Genomic DNA, 17,441 nt, shown 5'->3' on the forward strand with positions numbered 1-17,441 from the left:
GCCGCCGATCGGTGATCAGTCGGCCGGATGATCGGGGTGACGACGCTCAATCATAGCCTCGGGCGTCTTCCGAGCAGTCTGGGCAGGCACAGGTAGACGGCGAGGACGAGCAGGATGCCGAGGACGGCGAGGACCTGGAGGGGCCAGGCGCCCGTCGCGACGACCACCCCGAGGAGCCCGGTGGCGAGGGTCGCGACGCTGACGACGGCGGTGGACCCGAGGTGACCGAGTCCGCCGGCGGCGAGACGCTGGTACACGTGGCTGCGATGCGCCTCGTGCAGCGGCTCCCCCCGCCGCCAGCGCGCGATGATCGTCGTCCCGGTGTCGGCGACGTACACGAGGACCGGGCCGATCAGCGCGACGAAGGAGATACCGCTGAAGGCCGCGTAGATGGCGACCGCGACGAGGGAGCCGCCGAGGAGGTAGCTGCCGACGTCGCCGAGGAACATCCGGCGCCGAGCGAGGTTCCACGGCAGGAACCCGAGGAACGCGGCCGCCACGACGAGGCCGGCTGCCGTGACGCCCGGGAGTCCGGCCACGGCGCCGAGGCCGGCGTAGAACCCGCCGACGACCGTGCCGTGCATCGAGGAGATGCCGTTGACGCCGTCCATGAAGTTCGCGATGTTCGTGTAGGCGACGAGCGCCACGATCCCGAGCGGGATCCACCAGAAACTCGCGGCCATCGAGACGACGAGCACCCAGGTCGCCACGAGTCCGAGCACGACCTGCAACCCGAAGCGCACCCGGACGGGGAGTCCGCGGACGTCCTCCACGGCTCCGATGGCCGCGTTCACGATCGACACGGCGGCGACGATCCAGAGCGGCAGGCTGTGGAGCAGGACCGCGGCCGTACCGAGACCGACGGCGACCGCGACGGCGACGCCGATCCCTCCCCCGCGGATCGTCGGGGTGACGTGCATGGATCGGTGGTTCGGCGTGTCGACGACCGCCCGACGGATGAGGATCGGGCGGATGGCGAGCTGGGACAAGAGGCTCACGACGAGCGCGAGCACCCCCGCCAGGATGGCAACCGTCATTGCACCAGGTGGTGGGTGCCGGCGCCCTCGTCGGCGATCGTCTCCCGCCAGACGTCGATGTCGAGCAGTGCCGGGTCGAGCGGCTGGATCCGCGTGTGCGAGACCTTCGGGTGCTTCGAGCGGTCGGCGATCTCGTCGGTGTCGATGAGGACCTCGTGCAGCTTCTCGCCGTGCCGGAGACCGGTGTACACGATCTCGACGTCCTTGCCGGACGCGGCGATCATGCGCTTGGCGACGTCGAGGATGCGGACCGGACGGCCCATGTCGAGGATGAGGACCTCGCCCGGGTCGCCGATCGCGCCGGCCTGGATGACGAGCTTCGACGCTTCGGGGATCGTCATGAAGAAGCGGGTGACGTCGGGGTGCGTGACCGTGACCGGACCGCCGGCCTCGATCTGGGCGGTGAACGCCGGGATGGCGGAGCCGCGGCTGCCGATGACGTTGCCGAACCGGACCGAGAGGTAGCGCGCGTCGGTCTCCTGGGCGCTCATCCAGGCGGTGAGCTTCTCGGCGATGCGTTTGCTGTAGCCGAGGACGGTCGTCGGGTTCGCGGCCTTGTCGGTCGAGATGTTGACGAAGGTGCCGACGCCGACGGCCCGCGCCGCGTTCAGCACGTTCAGGGTGCCGAGGACGTTGTTCTTCCAGGCCTCGTCGGGGTACTGCTCGAGCATCGGAGCGTGCTTCAACGCTGCCGCGTGGAAGACGACGTCGGGACGGCGGTCCTCGAAGATCTCCATGAGCGACGGGAGGTCGCGGATGTCGGCGAGCACGACCTCCTTGGTGTCGAGCAGACCGTGTCCGGAGATCGAGAGCTGCGTGGTGTGGAGCCCCGTCTCGTCGCGGTCGAGCAGGACGAGCTCCGCCGGGCCGAACTGGTTGACCTGACGGGCGATCTCGGAGCCGATGGATCCGCCGGCACCGGTGACGAGCACGCGCTTGCCGGTGAGGTACCCCGCGATGCTCTCGACCTGCAGGTCGACGGTGTTGCGGCCGATGAAGTCCTCGACGTTGAGGTCGCGCAGGCTCGGCGCGCTCTCGCCCGTCCCGGGAGCCAGCATCGTGTCGATGGGAGGGACGACGAGCACCCGGAGCTTCGCTTCGTCGGCTCGCTCACTGACCTGGCGGATGAAGTCGTTGTCGACGTCTGCGATGCTGATGATGAGCGCCTGCGCCCCAGTGCGTTTGACGGCCGCGACCAGGTCGGCTCCCGTGCCGACCACGGCGACGGAGGCGATGCGGAAGTTGCGCTTCGAGGGGTCGTCGTCGATGACACCCACCGGGAGGTAGGGCGACTGCGGGTCGCGCATGAGCCGAGGGATGATCGACATCCCCAGCGCACCGGCTCCGTAGACGAGGACGCGCTGCGCCTCGATCGGCCGGCTGCGGCTGTCGACGAAGAGTCGCTTGACGTAGCGCGTGATGCCCATGAAGACGATCGCGAACGGGAACGCGATCACCGTGGTGGACCGTGGAACCCCCCACGCGACGCCGAACACCGCGTTGACCGCGATGAGGATCGCGGTGACGATCAGCGCGACGACGATGAGCTGTTTCGCCTCGTAGAAGCTGCCGAAGCTGTGCAGGCCGTGGTAGTAGCTCCACAGGTAGGCCACGACGAGCTGGGCGACCACGGCGATGACGCACAGGAGGACCGTCCCCACGAGGGCCACGCGCTCGTACTCGAGCTCGAACCGGACGAGCTGGGCGACCACGATGGCGAGCACCCAGCACAGTGCGTCGAGGGCGGTCTTCGCGGCGAAACGAGGACCGGGCGCCTGCGTCCATCTACGGGGGGCGTCGGGGAGCGTGGAGGTCATAACGTGTCGATCCTACCGATCGCCGGCTTCGCGTTGGCTGCGCACGGACTGCGCGTCGGGGCCGGGCGCACCGCGCTCCGCCGCGAGGGCTGCGATCGAGGACCGGAGACCGTCGTCCGTCGCCGTCGGCATGCGCTCGTGCCCGAGTGCACCGAGCAGTCGGGCACCGGAGACGCGGTAGTCCTCGGTGAGCTTCGCGAGACGCCCGGAGTTGAGCGGCACGGCGGAGACGCGATCGCCGACGGCGGCCGCCAGCCGCACGAGGGCCGGTGGGAGCGCCAGGCGACGGACACGGCGACCGGTGACCTCGGCGATGAGGCTGACGAGGTGCCCCGTCGACACGGGCTCGTCGTCGGCGACGAGGTAGACACCCGTCGTGACGGCGGGCGTGTCGATGATGCTCGTGATCGCCCACGTGAGGTTGTGGATCGACACGAAGCTGCGCTCGTTGCGGAAGGCGTCGAGCGGGTACGGGATACCGCGGGACAGCAGGCCGAAGAGGAGGCGCAGGTTGCCCTTGTCCCCCGGCCCGTGCACCATCGTCGGACGGAGGACGATCGTCCGGCGACCGGCGGGCGGTTCGACGGCGAGCAGGAGCCGCTCGGCTGCGAGCTTCGACTTCCCGTACGGGGTCACCGGGTGGGGCTCGGCGGACTCGTCGAGCACGCCGTCGACCGTCGCCTCGTTCACCGCGGCGACGCTGCTCAGCTGGATGAAGGTGGTGGCGTCCGACGCGAGGAAGGCGACGTACGCGCGTTCGGCGAGGTCGGTGTTGATCCGGCGATACACCTCGGGAGAGGCGGTGCCGTCGAGGTCGTGCGCCTTCCCGGCGAGGTTCACCACGACGTCGACGTCCGCGGGGAAGGGCTCCCCTGTCCACCCGCGCAACGAGAACGGCACGACCTCGTGGCCGGCCGCCTCGAGGACGGGGACGAGGTTCGTCCCGATGAAGCCGGTCGCACCGGTCACGAGCACTCGGCTCATCGTCCGAACCATCCCCACGTGCGGAAGTACACGAAGGCCCCCTGGATCGAGTACCACATCAGCTTCCGGTTGTGATGCGAGCCCTTCGCGAAGTGGTGGTGGATCGTCGCGCCGGGGTAGTACGCGGTCCGGGACACCTGGAGGAAGCGTCGGGTGAGGTCGGCGTCCTCGATGTACATGAAGATCCGCTCGTCGAAGAAGCCGACGCGGTGCAGGGTCGAGGTCCGGAGGAACATGAAGCACCCTGAGAGGTAGGGCACGTCGAACATCGTCTTGTTGTAGTCGTGCGCCGGGTTCTCGTCGATGTCGCGGTACTCGTAGCGGGCCATGCGCTTCGCGACGAGCGGCTTCAGCGGGCCGGGCAGGAACCGGCGGGCGAACAGGTCGAAGACGGAGGGGTTCCGCTTCACCAGGTACTGGAGGGATCCGTCGGGGTACAGCACCTTCGGCATGACGTGCCCGACCTCGGGGTGCTCGAGCATGAACTCGTGGAGCTGCTCGATCGCCTCCGGCTCGAAGTACACGTCCGGGTTGACCACCATGTGGAACTTCGAGCGCCCGAGGACCTTCGCGATCGCGAGGTTGTGTGCGGCGCCGAAGCCGGGGTTCGAGGGGTTGTGCAGGTACTCGACCCGCGGGTCGTCCGCGAGGTCGCGGAGCTCGTCCGTCGGCGAGTTGTCGACGAGGTAGAGCGTCTCGACGAGCGGACTCCCGAGGGTCGAGTCGATGGCCGCACGCAGCTTGTCGCGATCGTTCCGGTACATGACGATGCAGGCGGTCACAGGACGGTCCACGGTTCACCCTCTCCGGCGGCGGGGACGGCACCGCCGAGGCACGACGGACGTGGGCCCGACGCGCCTGGTCAGTCTACGTGCTGCCCGCGTCCGGTCCTGGGAGCCCGGGGCCGCATACTGGAGTGGTGCCAGAGCGTGTGTTCTTCTTCGACTGCGACAAGACCCTGTACGACTACGACTTCCGGAAACGCCTCCCGGCGCTCTCCCGGTTGACGGGCGTGAGCCAGTACCGGCTCGCGAAGCTGTGGTGGGTCGGCGGGCATGAGGCCGCGGCCAACATCGGCGAGTACCCCACAAGCGACGACTATCTGGCGGTGTTCGCCGAGGTCACCGGGTACCCGCTGTCCCTCGAGGAGTGGCGCGAGGCCCGCGCGGCGGCGATGACGCCGGTTCCCGGCGTCCTGGCCACCCTCGCCCGTGCCGCGACCCTCGGCACGGTCTCCCTGCTGTCGAACAATCCGATCCCGTTCCGGGACTCCTTCGCGCAGCTGGCTCCCGAAGCCGCAGCCCTCCTCGGCGAGAACGACCTCGTGTCCGCCGTCCTCGGAGCGGAGAAGCCCGAGCCCCGTGTCTACACCCGCGCGCTCAGCCGGTACGGCGTCGCACCCGGCCGCACCATGCTCATCGACGACTCCGCAGCGAACTGCGCGGGCGCCGAGGCCGTGGGAATGCACGCGTTCCGACTGACGAAGGACGCCTCAGGTGCCTTCGACGTCGCGGGACTCGACGCCGCGGTCGACGCCTTCGTGGCGGCCACCGGGTAACACCCGCCCGCCGCTGAGATCGGCGATGCCGGGACCGACGGGTCAGCGGATCGCGATGGTGGTGCGGTCGCGGGTGGTGAGGTCGCGGTGCGTCGCCGCCGCGTGCCAGCCGTCGGCCGTGAGCAGCTCGCGGATGGCCTGCCCCTGGAGTTCACCGTGCTCGATGATGAGCGTGCCGCCCCGGTGGAGCAGGCGCTGCGCGGTGGCGGACACCTGACGCACCACGTCGAGACCGTCCGGCCCGCCGTACAGCGCTGCCGAGGGGTCGTGGAAACGCACTTCGGGATCGCGCGGGATCGCGTCGTCCGGGACGTACGGGGGGTTCGAGATCACGACGTCCACCGAGCCGTCGAGCTCGTGGAAGGCGTCGGCGAGGTGCTCGAAGACGACGGTGGCGTTGTCGGCACCGGATTCGGCGAAGTTCCGTCTCGCCCAGATGAACGCCTCGACCGAGTTCTCGGTCGCGTAGATCGCCGCGTTCGGGACCTCGGTCGCCATCGCCAGCGCGATCGCTCCACTGCCGGTGCCGAGGTCGACGCCGATGGGCCGAGGGATCGGAACGGCTCGGAGCGCGTCGATCGCGAACTGCACGACCGACTCGGTCTCGGGGCGCGGCACGAAGACGCCTGGTCCGACCGCGAGTTCCATCGAACGGAACGCGGCGCGACCCGTGATGTGCTGCAGCGGTTCGCGCGCGGCCCGACGCTCGACCAGCTCGGCGAACACGGTGCGCTCCTCGGCGTCGAGCACGCGACCGGTGATCGCCGCGGCCTGCACGGCACCACGACCGAGGCCGAGCACGTGTCCGAGGAGGAGCTCGGCGTCGACGTCGGGTGACGGCACGGCCGCACGGGTGAGGATCTCGACGGCGTGTTGGCGCGCGAGTTCGACGGTCGCAGGGTGGCCGGCGGACGGGGTGTCTGCGGCGGCGGCGGCGGAAGGGGTGCTGGGCATGAGCGAGGTCATCATCTGGGGCGGCCTGGTCGGGTGGGCCGCACCGAGCCTACCCCACCGCCTCGGTGCGGCCGCGGGCCGGCAACCCTCGTCGTCACACGGGACACCGCCGATCGACCAGGTCGTAGGCTGAACCGAGCCCCGTTCGAGGAAGAGGAACACCGTGACCGGCACCGTCTACACCGACATCACCCAGGCCTACGGCCGCACCCCGCTCGTCCGTCTGAACCGCATCGCCGAGGGTGTCGGCGCGACCGTCCTGGCGAAGCTGGAGTTCTACAACCCCGGATCGAGTGTCAAGGACCGCCTGGGCATCGCGCTCGTCGATGCGGCGGAGGCCTCGGGCCAGCTGCAGCCAGGAGGGACCATCGTCGAGTCGACGAGCGGGAACACCGGCATTGCGCTCGCCCTCGTGGGAGCCGCGCGGGGCTACCGGGTCATCCTCACGATGCCCGCCTCGATGAGCAAGGAACGCCGGACCCTCCTCCGCGCCTACGGTGCCGAGCTCGTCCTCACCGATCCGACGAAGGGGATGGCGAACGCCGTGCAGGAGGCGCAGCGCATCGTCGCCGAGAACCCCGGTGCCGTCTGGGTCAGGCAGTTCGAGAACGAGGCGAACCCCGCCATCCACCGGCGGACGACCGCACCCGAGATCTGGGAGGACACCGCGGGCACGGTCGACGCGTTCGTCGCGGGCATCGGGACGGGCGGGACGATCACCGGCGTCGGGGGCTGGCTCCGCGAGCACAACCCCGACGTGCAGATCATCGCCGTGGAACCCGCGGACTCCCCGCTGCTCAGCGAGGGTCGCGCCGGTGGACACAAGATCCAGGGCATCGGCCCGAACTTCGTGCCCGACATCCTCGACACCTCGTTGTTCAGCGAGATCATCCCGGTCGAGACCGACACGGCCTACGCGACCGCACGACGCCTCGCGACCGACGACGGCATCATCGGCGGCATGTCCTCCGGCGCCGCGGTGTGGGCGGCCCTCGAGGTCGGACGCCGTCCGGAGATGGCCGGCAAGACCATCGTCGTCATCATCCCCGACGCGGGCGAGCGCTACCTGTCGACGACGATGTACGACGACCTGCGCGACTAGGCTCGACGCATGGGAATGCTGTCGCGGGTCCGCGAGGACATCGGTGCCGCACGCGCACACGATCCGGCGGCCCGCGGCACCATCGAGATCGCACTCAGCTACTCCGGGCTGCACGCCGTCTGGGCCTACCGCGTGAACCACCGACTGTGGCGCCGCGGCTTCCGCACCCTCGCCCGGTTCGGCTCGCAGTTCACCCGGTTCCTCACGGGGGTCGAGATCCACCCCGGCGCCCGGATCGGCAGGCGGTTCTTCATCGACCACGGTATGGGCGTCGTCATCGGCGAGACGACCGAGGTGGGCGACGACGTCATGATCTTCCACGGTGTGACCCTCGGCGGGAAGAGCCGCGGCGTCGGCAAGCGCCACCCGACCATCGGCGACGGCGTCGCCGTCGGTGCCGGGGCGAAGATCCTCGGGCCCATCCGGATCGGTGCCGGCACCATCGTCGGCGCGAACGCCGTCGTCACCAAGGCGTGCCCACCCCGCAGCCTGCTGCTCGGCGTCCCGGCGGTCGAGCGCCCGCGCGGGAGCGGTACGCACGGTCTCGCGTTGCTCGATCCCGAGTACCACATCTGATCCGCGCGAGGTGAGGCGATCCGTCGCCCACGCCTCCCCCGGACGACGATCTCCCGCATCCCACCCGCATCCCGCTCCTCGAGAGGTCCCCATGAGTCTCATCCGCCTGCACGACGTCACCGTCCGGTTCGAGGAGCGCCCGGTGCTCCGCGACGTCTTCTTCCGGCTCGAGCCAGGCGACCGGGTCGGGCTCATCGGCCGGAACGGCTCCGGCAAGTCCACCCTCCTGAAGCTCGCCCTCGACCAGCTCCAGCCGGACTCGGGCACCGTGACCATCGAGGACGGGACGCGGATCGGGTACTTCTCGCAGTTCTCGGAGCTCGACGGCAGCGCCACCATCACCGAGGTCCTCGAAGGACTCTTCGGCCACATCCACGCCATCGAGGCGGAACTCGCGTCCATCGACGCCGCGATCGCCGCCGACCCGAACGACCTCGACGGGATGACGAAGCTCATCGAACGGCAGGCCGAGCTCTTCGAGGAGATGGAGCGCCAGGACGGCTGGGACTACCAGCGCCACATCGACACCGCCCTCACCACGCTCGGCTTCGACGCCGCGCGCCGCGTGCTCCCCATCGACTCCCTCTCCGGCGGCTGGCGCAACCGCGCGGCGCTCGCGAAGATCCTCCTCGAGCGCCCGGACGTCCTGCTCCTCGACGAGCCGACGAACTTCCTCGACGTCGCGGGGGTCGAGTGGCTCGAATCCTGGTTCGGCTCGTTCCGCGGCGCGGCCATCGTCGTCTCGCACGACCGGACCTTCCTCGACGCCGTGGTCACCCGCATCGTCGAGGTCGAGAACTTCCACCTCCACGAGTACCCCGGCAGCTTCGACGAGTACGTCGTCCAGAAGCAGTTCCGACTCAAGAGCCTCGAGGCGCAGTTCGTCCACGAGTCCGAGCTGCTCGCCTTCGAGGCCGAGGGCATCTCGGACCGTCGCGAGGCGGCCAAGGCCGCCGGGAAGAAGGACCTCTCCTCACAGCTGGCGAAGATCAAGAAGGCCAGGCCGCCGCGCCCGGTCGACGACATCATCACCGACATCTACGGCGGCCTGCACATCAAGGACACGCTCTGCCGGATCCAGGGGCTCACGAAGGCCTACGGCGAGCACACGCTGTTCGACGGGCTCGACCTCGAGATCGGCCGCCGCGAACGCATCGTCGTCCACGGACCGAACGGCGCGGGCAAGTCCACCTTCCTCCGGATCCTCGAGGGCGACGAACGCCCCGACGCCGGTCACGTCACGTGGACCGGCGGGGTCCGATACGCGTCCTACAACCAGATGGTCGACGAGCTGGACCTCACCGACACGGTGGCGCACGCCGTCGGTGCCATGCCCGACAGCCTCGCCTTCGCGGCGACGAAGAAGTCGGTGAACCGCTTCCTCGGCATGTTCCAGTTCTCCGACGCCGACCTCAAGCAGAAGATCGGCATGCTCTCGGGTGGGCAGCGCGCCCGCGTCGCCATGGCCCAGTGCCTGCTCTCCGGAGCTTCGGTGCTCCTCCTCGACGAGCCGACGAACCACCTGGACCTCGCGAGCACGCAGGTGATGGAGCGCGCTCTCGTGCACTTCCCCGGCGCCATCGTCGTGGTCAGCCACGACCGGTTCTTCGCCGACAAGGTCGCGACGAAGCGACTGCGCATCGGCTGAACGAACGAGAACGCAGTCGTGGTCGTCATCCGAGCGGGATGACGACCACGACTGCGTTCTCGAGTCCTAGTCCTGGTCGCCGATGTCGGCCAGGCGCGCTTCCTCGTCGGCGGTGATCGCCGATTCGATGATCGGCCCGAGCGCGCCGTTCATGACGCCGTCGAGGTTGTACGCCTTGTACCCGGTCCGGTGGTCGGCGATGCGGTTCTCTGGGAAGTTGTAGGTGCGGATGCGCTCGGAGCGGTCCATCGTGCGGATCTGCGTCTTGCGGGCCGCGCTGTCGAGTGCCGCCTGCTCCTCCTGCTGACGCGCGAGGATCCGTGCGCGGAGGACGCGCATACCGGCCTCACGGTTCTGCAGCTGGCTCTTCTCGTTCTGCATCGACACCACGATGCCGGTCGGCAGGTGGGTGATGCGCACCGCGGAGTCCGTGGTGTTGACCGACTGACCGCCGGGGCCGCTCGACCGGTAGACGTCGATCTTCAGGTCGTTCTGACTGATCTCGACCTCCTCCGGCTCATCGACCTCGGGGAAGACGAGGACACCCGTGGTGGAGGTGTGGATGCGGCCCTGGGACTCGGTGGCCGGCACACGCTGCACGCGGTGCACGCCGCCCTCGTACTTGAGGTGCGCCCAGACCCCCTGCGACGGGTCGGTCGCGTTGGACTTGATCGCCACCTGGACGTCCTTGTAGCCGCCGAGGTCGCTCTCGGTGCGTTCGAGGAGCTCGGTCTTCCACCCCTTGGACTCCGCGTAGTGCAGGTACATCCGGAGCAGGTCGGCGGCGAAGAGCGCGCTCTCGGCGCCGCCTTCGCCACCCTTGATCTCCATGATGACGTCGCGGCCGTCGTCGGGGTCGCGCGGGATGAGGAGACGGCGGAGCTTCTCCTGGTTGGTCACCAGCAGCTCTTCGAGCACCGGCACCTCCTCGGCGAACGCCTCGTCCTCCTTGGCGAGTTCCCGAGCGGCGTCGAGGTCCTCCTGCGTCGCCTGCCAGGTGTGGTAGGCCGCGATGATCTTCGACAGCTCGGCGTAGCGGCGGTTGATCTTCTTCGACCGTGCGGGGTCGGCATGGACCGCCGGGTCGGCGAGCTGATCCTGGAGATCCTTGTGCTCGGCGACGAGCGTCTCAACTGATTCGAACATCGTTCTCTTCCTTCATCACCATCATGCGGCACCGGGGGCGAAACGGGACCGACCCCACCCGTTCCCGATGCCGGAGCGGCGCGGGTACGGATGGGGTCGGTCGGGACCGCTAGCGGTGGTTGTTCTCGTGTCCGTGGCTGTGCGAGGTCGGTGCGGGCATCGACTTCTGCATCTGGACAAGGAACTCCACGTTGGACGTGGTCTCCTTCAGCTTGCCGAGGACGACCTCGAGGGCCTGCTGCTGGTCGAGGCCGGCGAGGGCACGACGCAGCTTCCAGGTGACCTTGACCTCGTCGGGGGCGAGCAGCATCTCCTCGCGGCGGGTCGAGGACGCGTTGACGTCCACGGCCGGGAAGATCCGCTTGTCGGCGAGCTGGCGCGAGAGCCGGAGCTCCGAGTTGCCGGTGCCCTTGAACTCCTCGAAGATGACCTCGTCCATCTTGGAACCGGTCTCGACGAGCGCGGTCGCGAGGATCGTGAGGGATCCGCCGTTCTCGATGTTGCGAGCGGCACCGAAGAAGCGCTTCGGCGGGTACAGCGCCGCGGCGTCGACACCACCGGAGAGGATCCGACCCGAGGCGGGTGCGGCCAGGTTGTAGGCACGACCGAGACGCGTGATCGAGTCGAGCAGCACGACGACGTCGTGGCCGAGCTCGACGAGACGCTTGGCGCGCTCGATCGCGAGTTCGGCGACCGTCGTGTGGTCCTCGGCCGGCCGGTCGAAGGTGGAGGCGATGACCTCACCCTTCACCGTGCGCTGCATGTCGGTGACCTCTTCGGGACGCTCGTCGACGAGCACGACCATGAGGTGGACCTCAGGGTTGTTGATCGAGATCGCGTTGGCGATCTGCTGCAGGACGATGGTCTTCCCGGCCTTCGGCGGGGCGACGATCAGGCCGCGCTGGCCCTTGCCGATCGGTGCGACGAGGTCGATGATGCGCTGCGTGAGCTTCGTCTGCTCCGTCTCGAGACGGAGACGCTCCTGCGGGTACAGCGGGGTCAGCTTGCCGAACTCGACGCGTGCGCCGGCCTCGTCGACGGACAGGCCGTTGACGGAGTCGACCTTGACGATCGCGTTGTACTTCTGGCGGCTGCTGCTGTCGTTGTCGCGCGGCTGACGGATGGCCCCGACGACGGCGTCGCCCTTGCGCAGGTGGTACTTCTTCACCTGGCCGAGGGAGACGTAGACGTCGTTGGTGCCCGGGAGATAGCCGGAGGTGCGCACGAAGGCGTAGTTGTCGAGGACGTCGAGGATACCGGCGACCGGGATGAGGACGTCGTCCTCGGCGATCTCGGGCTCGACGTCGTCGTTCTGCACGGATCCGCGACGCTTGCGGTCGCGGTAGCGGCTGCGGCCGCCACGACCCTCGGACTCGTCGCCCGGTGCGCCCTGGTTGCCCTGACCGCCCTGGTTGCCGCGGTTCTGCCCCTGCTGCTCCTGCTTGGCGTCGGCCTTCTGGCCGGCGTCGGCGTTCTGGCCACCGTTGTTCTGGTTGCCGTTGTTCTGGCCGCCGTTGTTCTGGTTGCGGCCACGGCCGCGACCGCGACGCCCGCCGGACGACTGGCCGTCCTGCTGCTCGCCGTCCTGGGTGTCGTCGGCGTCCGTGTTGGCGGCGTCGTCGTTCGAGTCCTGCTCGGAGGCGTTCTGTGCTGCGCGGTGCTGCTCGCCGCCGGCCTGCTCGCCGGCGCCCTGCTCAGCCGTGTTCTGCTCGGCGTCGTCGGCGTTGCGGTCACGATCGCGTCCGCGACCACGGCGGTTGCCTCGTGAACGCCTCGGGGTCTGCTCGGGGGTCGTCTCGTCGGCGCTCTGCGTCTCGGCGGTCGCGGCGGCGTCGTCGGACTGCTCGGCGGGAGCCGCGTCGGCCGGAGCGGACGGTGCCTCGGCCTCGACCGGGGCGGGTGCGGCAGCCGGCGCAGCCGGTGCCTCGACGACGGGAGCGCCGACGATCGGGGTCGCGTTCGGGGCGACGGTGGCCGTCGTGGCCCGGCGGGACTTGCGTCGCGCCGGCGGGGCCGCCTTCTCGGCGCCGAAGGCCTGGTCGAGCGCGAGGTCGAGCTCGGGCAGCTTGGACTGCACCGGTGCCTCCGGCGCGACTTCGAGCGCGGAGACCGACTCGATGACGTCGGCGGTCTCGGTGGCCGCGGCGTCGGTGTCGGTGTCGGTGCTGTTCTGGATGGTCTGGATGGCTTCGACCAGCTCGCCCTTGCGGAGCTTCGAGGCTCCGGCCACTCCGAGAGCGGCGGCGAGACGCTGCAGGTCGGCGACCTTGAGCGTCTTCGGGTCGGCATCCAGCGAGACGCCTGAGGCGCCTTCGTTGACGTCTGTCACGTGTGTCTTCCTTCCCTTGCGTCGAGACAGAGCTGTCTCGCGCAGGCGGCGATCGCACCGGAATCCTGTGCGGCGAGTGGGTGATGTTCACACGACGCAGAGCCTGTGCGGATAGCCCGGTGCGACGACCCGGCGGAGCGCTGCTCAGCAGGATGGAAACACGGTGGGACCCGAACAGACGCGATCAATTGGTGCGAAAGCGATGATTGTGCGGAATTGCCCCGGAAGCCGGTTACGCCGGAGAGGCGGGGTGGGCCGGGTGCCCTCCCACTGTAGCACCCTTGAAGTCGACCGCGAGCATGAGCGACTGCCACGGGGTGGTGGCGTGCTCGGCGACCAGCGCGGTGGCTTCGAGGCGTCGTCCGGGATCGTCCGCGAGGACGAGGATCGACGGGCCGGCGCCGGACACGACGGCGGCGAAGCCGTGCTCGCGCAGCAGCGTGATGAGGGTGTTCGTCTCGGGCATCGCGGCGGCGCGGTAGCTCTGGTGGAGCCGATCCTCGGTGGCCGCGAGCAGGAGCTCGGGGCTCTGCGTGAGCGCGGCGACGAGGAGCGCCGAACGGGAGACGTTGAACGCGGCGTCGGCGTGCGGCACGTTGGCGGGCTGCAGGCTGCGGGCGAGTTCCGTGGACATCGTGTGCTCGGGGACGAGCACGAGCGGCGAGACCCCGCGGTGGACGATGAGCTTCTTGTGCTGTGGACCTTCGTCCGTCGTCCAGGCGATCGTCAGACCGCCGAACAGCGCCGGAGCGACGTTGTCGGGGTGACCCTCCATCTCCGTCGCGAGCCGGAGGAGGTCGTCCGGACCGAGCTCGACCCGACCCTCGAGGAGCCCCTTCGCCGCCATGATGCCGGAGACGATCGCGGCGCCCGAGGAACCGAGGCCGCGGCCGTGCGGGATGACGTTCCGCGCGACGACGTCGAGACCGGGGAGGTCGTGGCCGTAGGCACGCAGAGCGTGTGCGATCGCGGTGATCACGAGGTTCGACGCGTCGGTCGGCACCTCGCCGGCGCCGACGCCGATGACCTCCACGAACACGCCCGGCTCCTCGCGGACCGTGAGGGTCAGCTCGTCGTACAGGGCGAGCGCCAGACCGAGCGTGTCGAAGCCGGGGCCGAGGTTGGCGGTGGTCGCCGGCACCTTCACGGTGACGGTGCGTCCGATCGCAAGCGGTTCGGTGTGACTCATAGGGATGCCTGCAATCTGGTGAGAGGTCGGCGAGCGACGCGGTCGGTGGTCGTGCGGTTCGGCACCTACTCGGCTCCTTCGACCCGGAGCACGGACACGACCCGCTCGACATGGGCGTTCGAGGCGAGCTGCTCGACCGTGGCCGCGAGGGCCGATTCGAGCGCCCGGTGGGTGCCGATGACCAGGGTAGCGGTCGACAGCGTCCCGTCCGAGGAGGCCACGGACTGCTGGAAGGTCTCGACCGAGACGCCGCCGTCGCTGAGGATCCCCGCGACCGCGGCGAGCACGCCGGGTTCGTCGGCCACCTCGAGGGTCACCTGGTATCGCGTCGTGACGCGGCCGATCTCGAGGACCGGCAGGTCGGCGTGCGTGGACTCGCCGACACCGGGACCGCCGGCGACGTGACGGCGGGCCGCCGAGACGAGGTCGCCGAGCACCGCGGAGGCGGTCTCCTTGCCGCCGGCGCCGGCGCCGTAGAACATCAGGCTCCCGGCGTTCTCGGCCTCCACGAACACGGCGTTGTTGCCGCCGTGCACTGCGGCGAGCGGGTGCTCCCGACCGATGAGCGCCGGGTAGACGCGGGCGGACAGGCCCTCCTCGCCGGTGGTCTCGTCGACGATCCGCTCGGCGATCGCGAGCAGCTTGATGACGTAGCCCTCGCTGCGGGCGAGGTCGACCTGCGCCTTCGTGATGCCGGTGATGCCCTCACGGTGGACGGCCTCGACGGGGACGGTGGTGTGGAAGGCGAGACTCGCCAGGATGGTCGCCTTCTGCGCCGCGTCGTAGCCCTCGACGTCGAGGGTCGGGTCGGCCTCGAGGTACCCGAGCTCGCTCGCGACGGCCGCCGCGTCCTCCATCGTGTCGCCGAAGCGGTCCATCCGGTCGAGCATGTAGTTCGTGCTGCCGTTGACGATGCCGAGCACCCGGTTGATGCGGTCGCCCGCGAGGCTCTCCCGCAGTGGCCGGATGATCGGGATCGCCGCGGCGACGGCCGCCTCGTAGTACAGCTGGGCGCCGACCTGCTCAGCGGCGTCGAACAGTTCAGGGCCGTGCGTCGCGAGCAGCGCCTTGTTGGCGGTGACGATGTCGGCACCGGCGTTGATGGCCTGCAGGATGTGACTGCGCGCGGGCTCGATGCCGCCGATGAGTTCGATCACGATGTCGGCGCTCAGGATGAGCTGCTCGGCATCGGTCGTGTACAGCTCCTTCGGCAGGTCGACGTCGCGAGGTGCGTCGACGTCGCGCACGGCGATGCCGATGAGCTCGAGGCTCGCTCCGGCGCGGGACGCCAGTTCGTCGGCGTGCTCGAGCAGCAGACGCGCCACCTGCGAGCCCACCGATCCGGCGCCCAGCAGGGCGACCTTCAGTCCGCGGTATTCGATCATTCCGTGTCCAATCCCGCATCGCGGCTGAGGAGGTCGTGCTCGGTCTCGCCCCGCACGATGACGCGGGCCGCGCCACCCGACACGGCGACGACGGCCGGGCGACCGAGGTAGTTGTAGTTGCTCGCGAGGGACCAGCAGTAGGCCCCGGTCGCGGGGACGGCCAGGAGGTCGCCGTCGCGGACGTCGGCCGGCAGGTAGTCGGCGTTCACGACGATGTCGCCCGACTCGCAGTGCTTGCCGGCGATCCGGACGAGCGCGGGGGACGCTTCGCTCACGCGATCGGCGATCCGGACCGCGTAGTCCGCGCCGTACAGCGACGGCCGGGCGTTGTCGCTCATCCCGCCGTCGACGCTGACGTAGCGTCGGACGGCCGTCTCGCCCTCGTCGTTCCAGGCGACCACGACGTCCTTGATCGTGCCGACCTCGTAGAGCGTGATGCCGGCGCCGCCGATGATCGCGCGTCCCGGTTCGAAGGCGAGCTTCGGGATCCGGACGCCGTGGAGGTCTGCCGCAGCCTGGACACCGGCGAGGATGTCCGCCGCGAGCTGCTCGATCGGCGTCGGGTCGTCGGCGCTGGTGTAGGCGATGCCGAAGCCGCCACCGAGGTTGAGCTCGGGCACGGGGCCGCCCTCGAGCAGGCGCGCGTGCAGGGCGAGCAGGCGAGCGGCTGATTCGGCGAACCCGTCGGACCCGAAGATCTGCGAGCCGATGTGGCAGTGGAGTCCGAGGAAGTCGAGCGAGGCGTGGGCCCGGATGCGCGCCACGGCGTCGGCGGCGTCCTCGAGCGGCAGGCCGAACTTCTGGTCCTCGTGGGCGGTCGCGAGGTACTCGTGCGTGTGGGCGTGGACGCCGCTGTTCACGCGCAGCCGCACCGACTGGACCCGGCCGGCGCGCTCGGCCGCCGCAGCGACGCGGTCGATCTCGGTGAGGCTGTCGAGCACGATCGCGCCGATCCCGACACCCACGGCTCGCTCGATCTCCGCGACCGACTTGTTGTTGCCGTGGAAGCCCAGCTGGGCCGGGTCGGTTCCGGCGGCGAGTGCGACGGCGAGTTCTCCACCGCTGCAGATGTCGATGCGGAGGCCCTCCGCCGTCATCCACCGCGCGACCTCGGCCGAGAGGAACGCCTTCCCCGCGTAGTAGACGGCGACACTCGTGCCGCGGGCCGCCGCTTCACGCTCGAACGCCTCCCTCAGCGTGCGGGCGCGGGCCCGCGCGTCGTCCTCGTCGACGACGTAGAGCGGCGTGCCGAAGCGCTCCTGGAGCGTGCGGACGTCGACGCCGCCGAGCCGCAGGAGGCCGTCGGTGTCGCGGGCGGCCGAGGCCGGCCACACGGCCGGATCGAGCGCGTTCGGATCGACGGGCTCGGCGAGCCAGTCGGGGGCGAGGGGGTTTCTGGCCACGGGGGTGTCCTGAGTCCTGTTGAGCGGAAAAGGAGGTTCTCGTTGGGCGAGCGGACCCGGTTTGGCCCCTGAAGCACCGATTTGCAGAGCACCGATGAAGGTGGATGCGCACGACCCGGTGGTTGGTGATCCCGGTCGTCCGCACCCATCGCCGCTCGGTTGGAACGACTGTGGTGGAACACGGGCCGGAGGGCCCGACGGCACACCTCACCGCCCGGTCGGAGCAGTGGGTGTGTGGAAAGTCTAGCGAGACGCGCGTGACCGTGCAGCATCGTGACGTCGGGTGGCCCGCTCCCCTCCCCCGCCGGGTGGC

General features: G+C 69.7%; 14 protein-coding genes. 4 read left to right on the forward strand and 10 right to left on the reverse strand.

Features of this window, described 5'->3' with window-relative positions; all coding sequences use genetic code 11:
• Positions 1-50: 50 nt before the first annotated feature.
• Genes ITJ62_RS17405 through ITJ62_RS17420 form a run of 4 tightly spaced genes read right to left on the reverse strand, consistent with a single transcriptional unit; the run spans position 51 to position 4,632 of the window.
• Positions 51-1,037 (reverse strand): glycosyltransferase family 4 protein, encoded by a 987-nt coding sequence (locus ITJ62_RS17405; protein WP_194604864.1) that lies wholly within the window; start codon positions 1,035-1,037, stop codon positions 51-53.
• Positions 1,034-2,854 (reverse strand): nucleoside-diphosphate sugar epimerase/dehydratase, encoded by a 1,821-nt coding sequence (locus ITJ62_RS17410; RefSeq protein ID WP_194604866.1) that lies wholly within the window; start codon positions 2,852-2,854, stop codon positions 1,034-1,036. Before ITJ62_RS17410 ends, ITJ62_RS17405 begins: the two co-directional genes overlap by 4 nt.
• 12 nt (positions 2,855-2,866) lie before the next feature.
• The gene (locus tag ITJ62_RS17415) at positions 2,867-3,838 is read right to left on the reverse strand and encodes an NAD-dependent epimerase/dehydratase family protein (protein ID WP_194604869.1); all 972 of its coding nucleotides are present in this window, start codon (positions 3,836-3,838) and stop codon (positions 2,867-2,869) included.
• A complete protein-coding gene (locus ITJ62_RS17420) occupies positions 3,835-4,632 on the reverse strand; it encodes a glycosyltransferase family 2 protein (protein WP_194604872.1) in 798 nt (265 codons plus the stop codon). Before ITJ62_RS17420 ends, ITJ62_RS17415 begins: the two co-directional genes overlap by 4 nt.
• 125 nt (positions 4,633-4,757) lie before the next feature.
• Here ITJ62_RS17420 and ITJ62_RS17425 point away from each other — a divergent pair, with 125 nt between their 5' ends.
• Positions 4,758-5,396 (forward strand): HAD-IA family hydrolase, encoded by a 639-nt coding sequence (locus tag ITJ62_RS17425; protein WP_370581987.1) that lies wholly within the window; start codon positions 4,758-4,760, stop codon positions 5,394-5,396.
• A gap of 42 nt (positions 5,397-5,438) precedes the next feature.
• Here the strand turns inward: ITJ62_RS17425 and prmC are convergent, their stop codons facing one another.
• A complete protein-coding gene (gene prmC / locus ITJ62_RS17430; protein WP_228498757.1) occupies positions 5,439-6,350 on the reverse strand; it encodes a peptide chain release factor N(5)-glutamine methyltransferase in 912 nt (303 codons plus the stop codon).
• Positions 6,351-6,513: 163 nt separating this feature from the next.
• On the opposite strand from prmC, the gene cysK reads away from it, so the two are divergent.
• The 3 genes from cysK to ITJ62_RS17445 all read left to right on the forward strand — a co-directional run bounded on the left by cysK (position 6,514) and on the right by ITJ62_RS17445 (position 9,676).
• Entirely contained in the window at positions 6,514-7,452 is a 939-nt protein-coding gene (gene cysK / locus ITJ62_RS17435) for a cysteine synthase A (protein ID WP_064295302.1), read from the forward strand.
• Positions 7,453-7,461: 9 nt separating this feature from the next.
• Positions 7,462-8,028 carry a serine O-acetyltransferase EpsC gene (gene epsC, locus ITJ62_RS17440; RefSeq protein WP_194604878.1) on the forward strand — a complete coding sequence of 189 codons (567 nt, stop codon included), beginning with the start codon at positions 7,462-7,464 and terminating at the stop codon, positions 8,026-8,028.
• Between the two features lie 91 nt (positions 8,029-8,119).
• Entirely contained in the window at positions 8,120-9,676 is a 1,557-nt protein-coding gene (locus ITJ62_RS17445) for an ABC-F family ATP-binding cassette domain-containing protein (protein ID WP_194604881.1), read from the forward strand.
• A gap of 66 nt (positions 9,677-9,742) precedes the next feature.
• Here ITJ62_RS17445 and prfA read toward each other — a convergent pair whose 3' ends face one another.
• The 5 genes from prfA to lysA form a co-directional block, all read right to left on the reverse strand.
• Complete coding sequence (gene prfA / locus ITJ62_RS17450; RefSeq protein WP_071262434.1) at positions 9,743-10,822, reverse strand: peptide chain release factor 1; 1,080 nt, start codon at positions 10,820-10,822, stop codon at positions 9,743-9,745.
• A gap of 109 nt (positions 10,823-10,931) precedes the next feature.
• Complete coding sequence (rho, locus tag ITJ62_RS17455) at positions 10,932-13,151, reverse strand: transcription termination factor Rho (RefSeq protein WP_194604884.1); 2,220 nt, start codon at positions 13,149-13,151, stop codon at positions 10,932-10,934.
• A gap of 232 nt (positions 13,152-13,383) precedes the next feature.
• Positions 13,384-14,340: a homoserine kinase gene (thrB, locus tag ITJ62_RS17460; RefSeq protein ID WP_194604887.1), complete on the reverse strand. Its 957-nt coding sequence runs from the start codon at positions 14,338-14,340 to the stop codon at positions 13,384-13,386.
• A gap of 65 nt (positions 14,341-14,405) precedes the next feature.
• On the reverse strand, positions 14,406-15,725 hold the full coding sequence (locus ITJ62_RS17465; RefSeq protein ID WP_079002763.1) for a homoserine dehydrogenase: 1,320 nt from the start codon (positions 15,723-15,725) through the stop codon (positions 14,406-14,408).
• Positions 15,722-17,128 (reverse strand): diaminopimelate decarboxylase, encoded by a 1,407-nt coding sequence (gene lysA, locus ITJ62_RS17470; RefSeq protein WP_194604889.1) that lies wholly within the window; start codon positions 17,126-17,128, stop codon positions 15,722-15,724. Before lysA ends, ITJ62_RS17465 begins: the two co-directional genes overlap by 4 nt.
• Positions 17,129-17,441 lie beyond the last annotated feature (313 nt).

Source organism: Plantibacter sp. VKM Ac-2876 (assembly GCF_015350715.1).
In the GTDB taxonomy this organism is placed as follows: domain Bacteria; phylum Actinomycetota; class Actinomycetes; order Actinomycetales; family Microbacteriaceae; genus Plantibacter; species Plantibacter auratus.

Bases quoted from the DNA above. Each gene is read 5' to 3' on its own strand.
- ITJ62_RS17405 (WP_194604864.1), bottom strand. From the start codon at position 1,037: ATGACGGTTGCCATCCTGGCGGGGGTGCTCGCGCTCGTCGTGAGCCTC.
- ITJ62_RS17410 (WP_194604866.1), bottom strand. From the start codon at position 2,854: ATGACCTCCACGCTCCCCGACGCCCCCCGTAGATGGACGCAGGCGCCC.
- ITJ62_RS17415 (WP_194604869.1), bottom strand. From the start codon at position 3,838: ATGAGCCGAGTGCTCGTGACCGGTGCGACCGGCTTCATCGGGACGAAC.
- prmC (WP_228498757.1), bottom strand. From the start codon at position 6,350: ATGCCCAGCACCCCTTCCGCCGCCGCCGCCGCAGACACCCCGTCCGCC.
- epsC (WP_194604878.1), top strand. From the start codon at position 7,462: ATGGGAATGCTGTCGCGGGTCCGCGAGGACATCGGTGCCGCACGCGCA.
- ITJ62_RS17445 (WP_194604881.1), top strand. From the start codon at position 8,120: ATGAGTCTCATCCGCCTGCACGACGTCACCGTCCGGTTCGAGGAGCGC.
- prfA (WP_071262434.1), bottom strand. From the start codon at position 10,822: ATGTTCGAATCAGTTGAGACGCTCGTCGCCGAGCACAAGGATCTCCAG.
- thrB (WP_194604887.1), bottom strand. From the start codon at position 14,340: ATGAGTCACACCGAACCGCTTGCGATCGGACGCACCGTCACCGTGAAG.
- ITJ62_RS17465 (WP_079002763.1), bottom strand. From the start codon at position 15,725: ATGATCGAATACCGCGGACTGAAGGTCGCCCTGCTGGGCGCCGGATCG.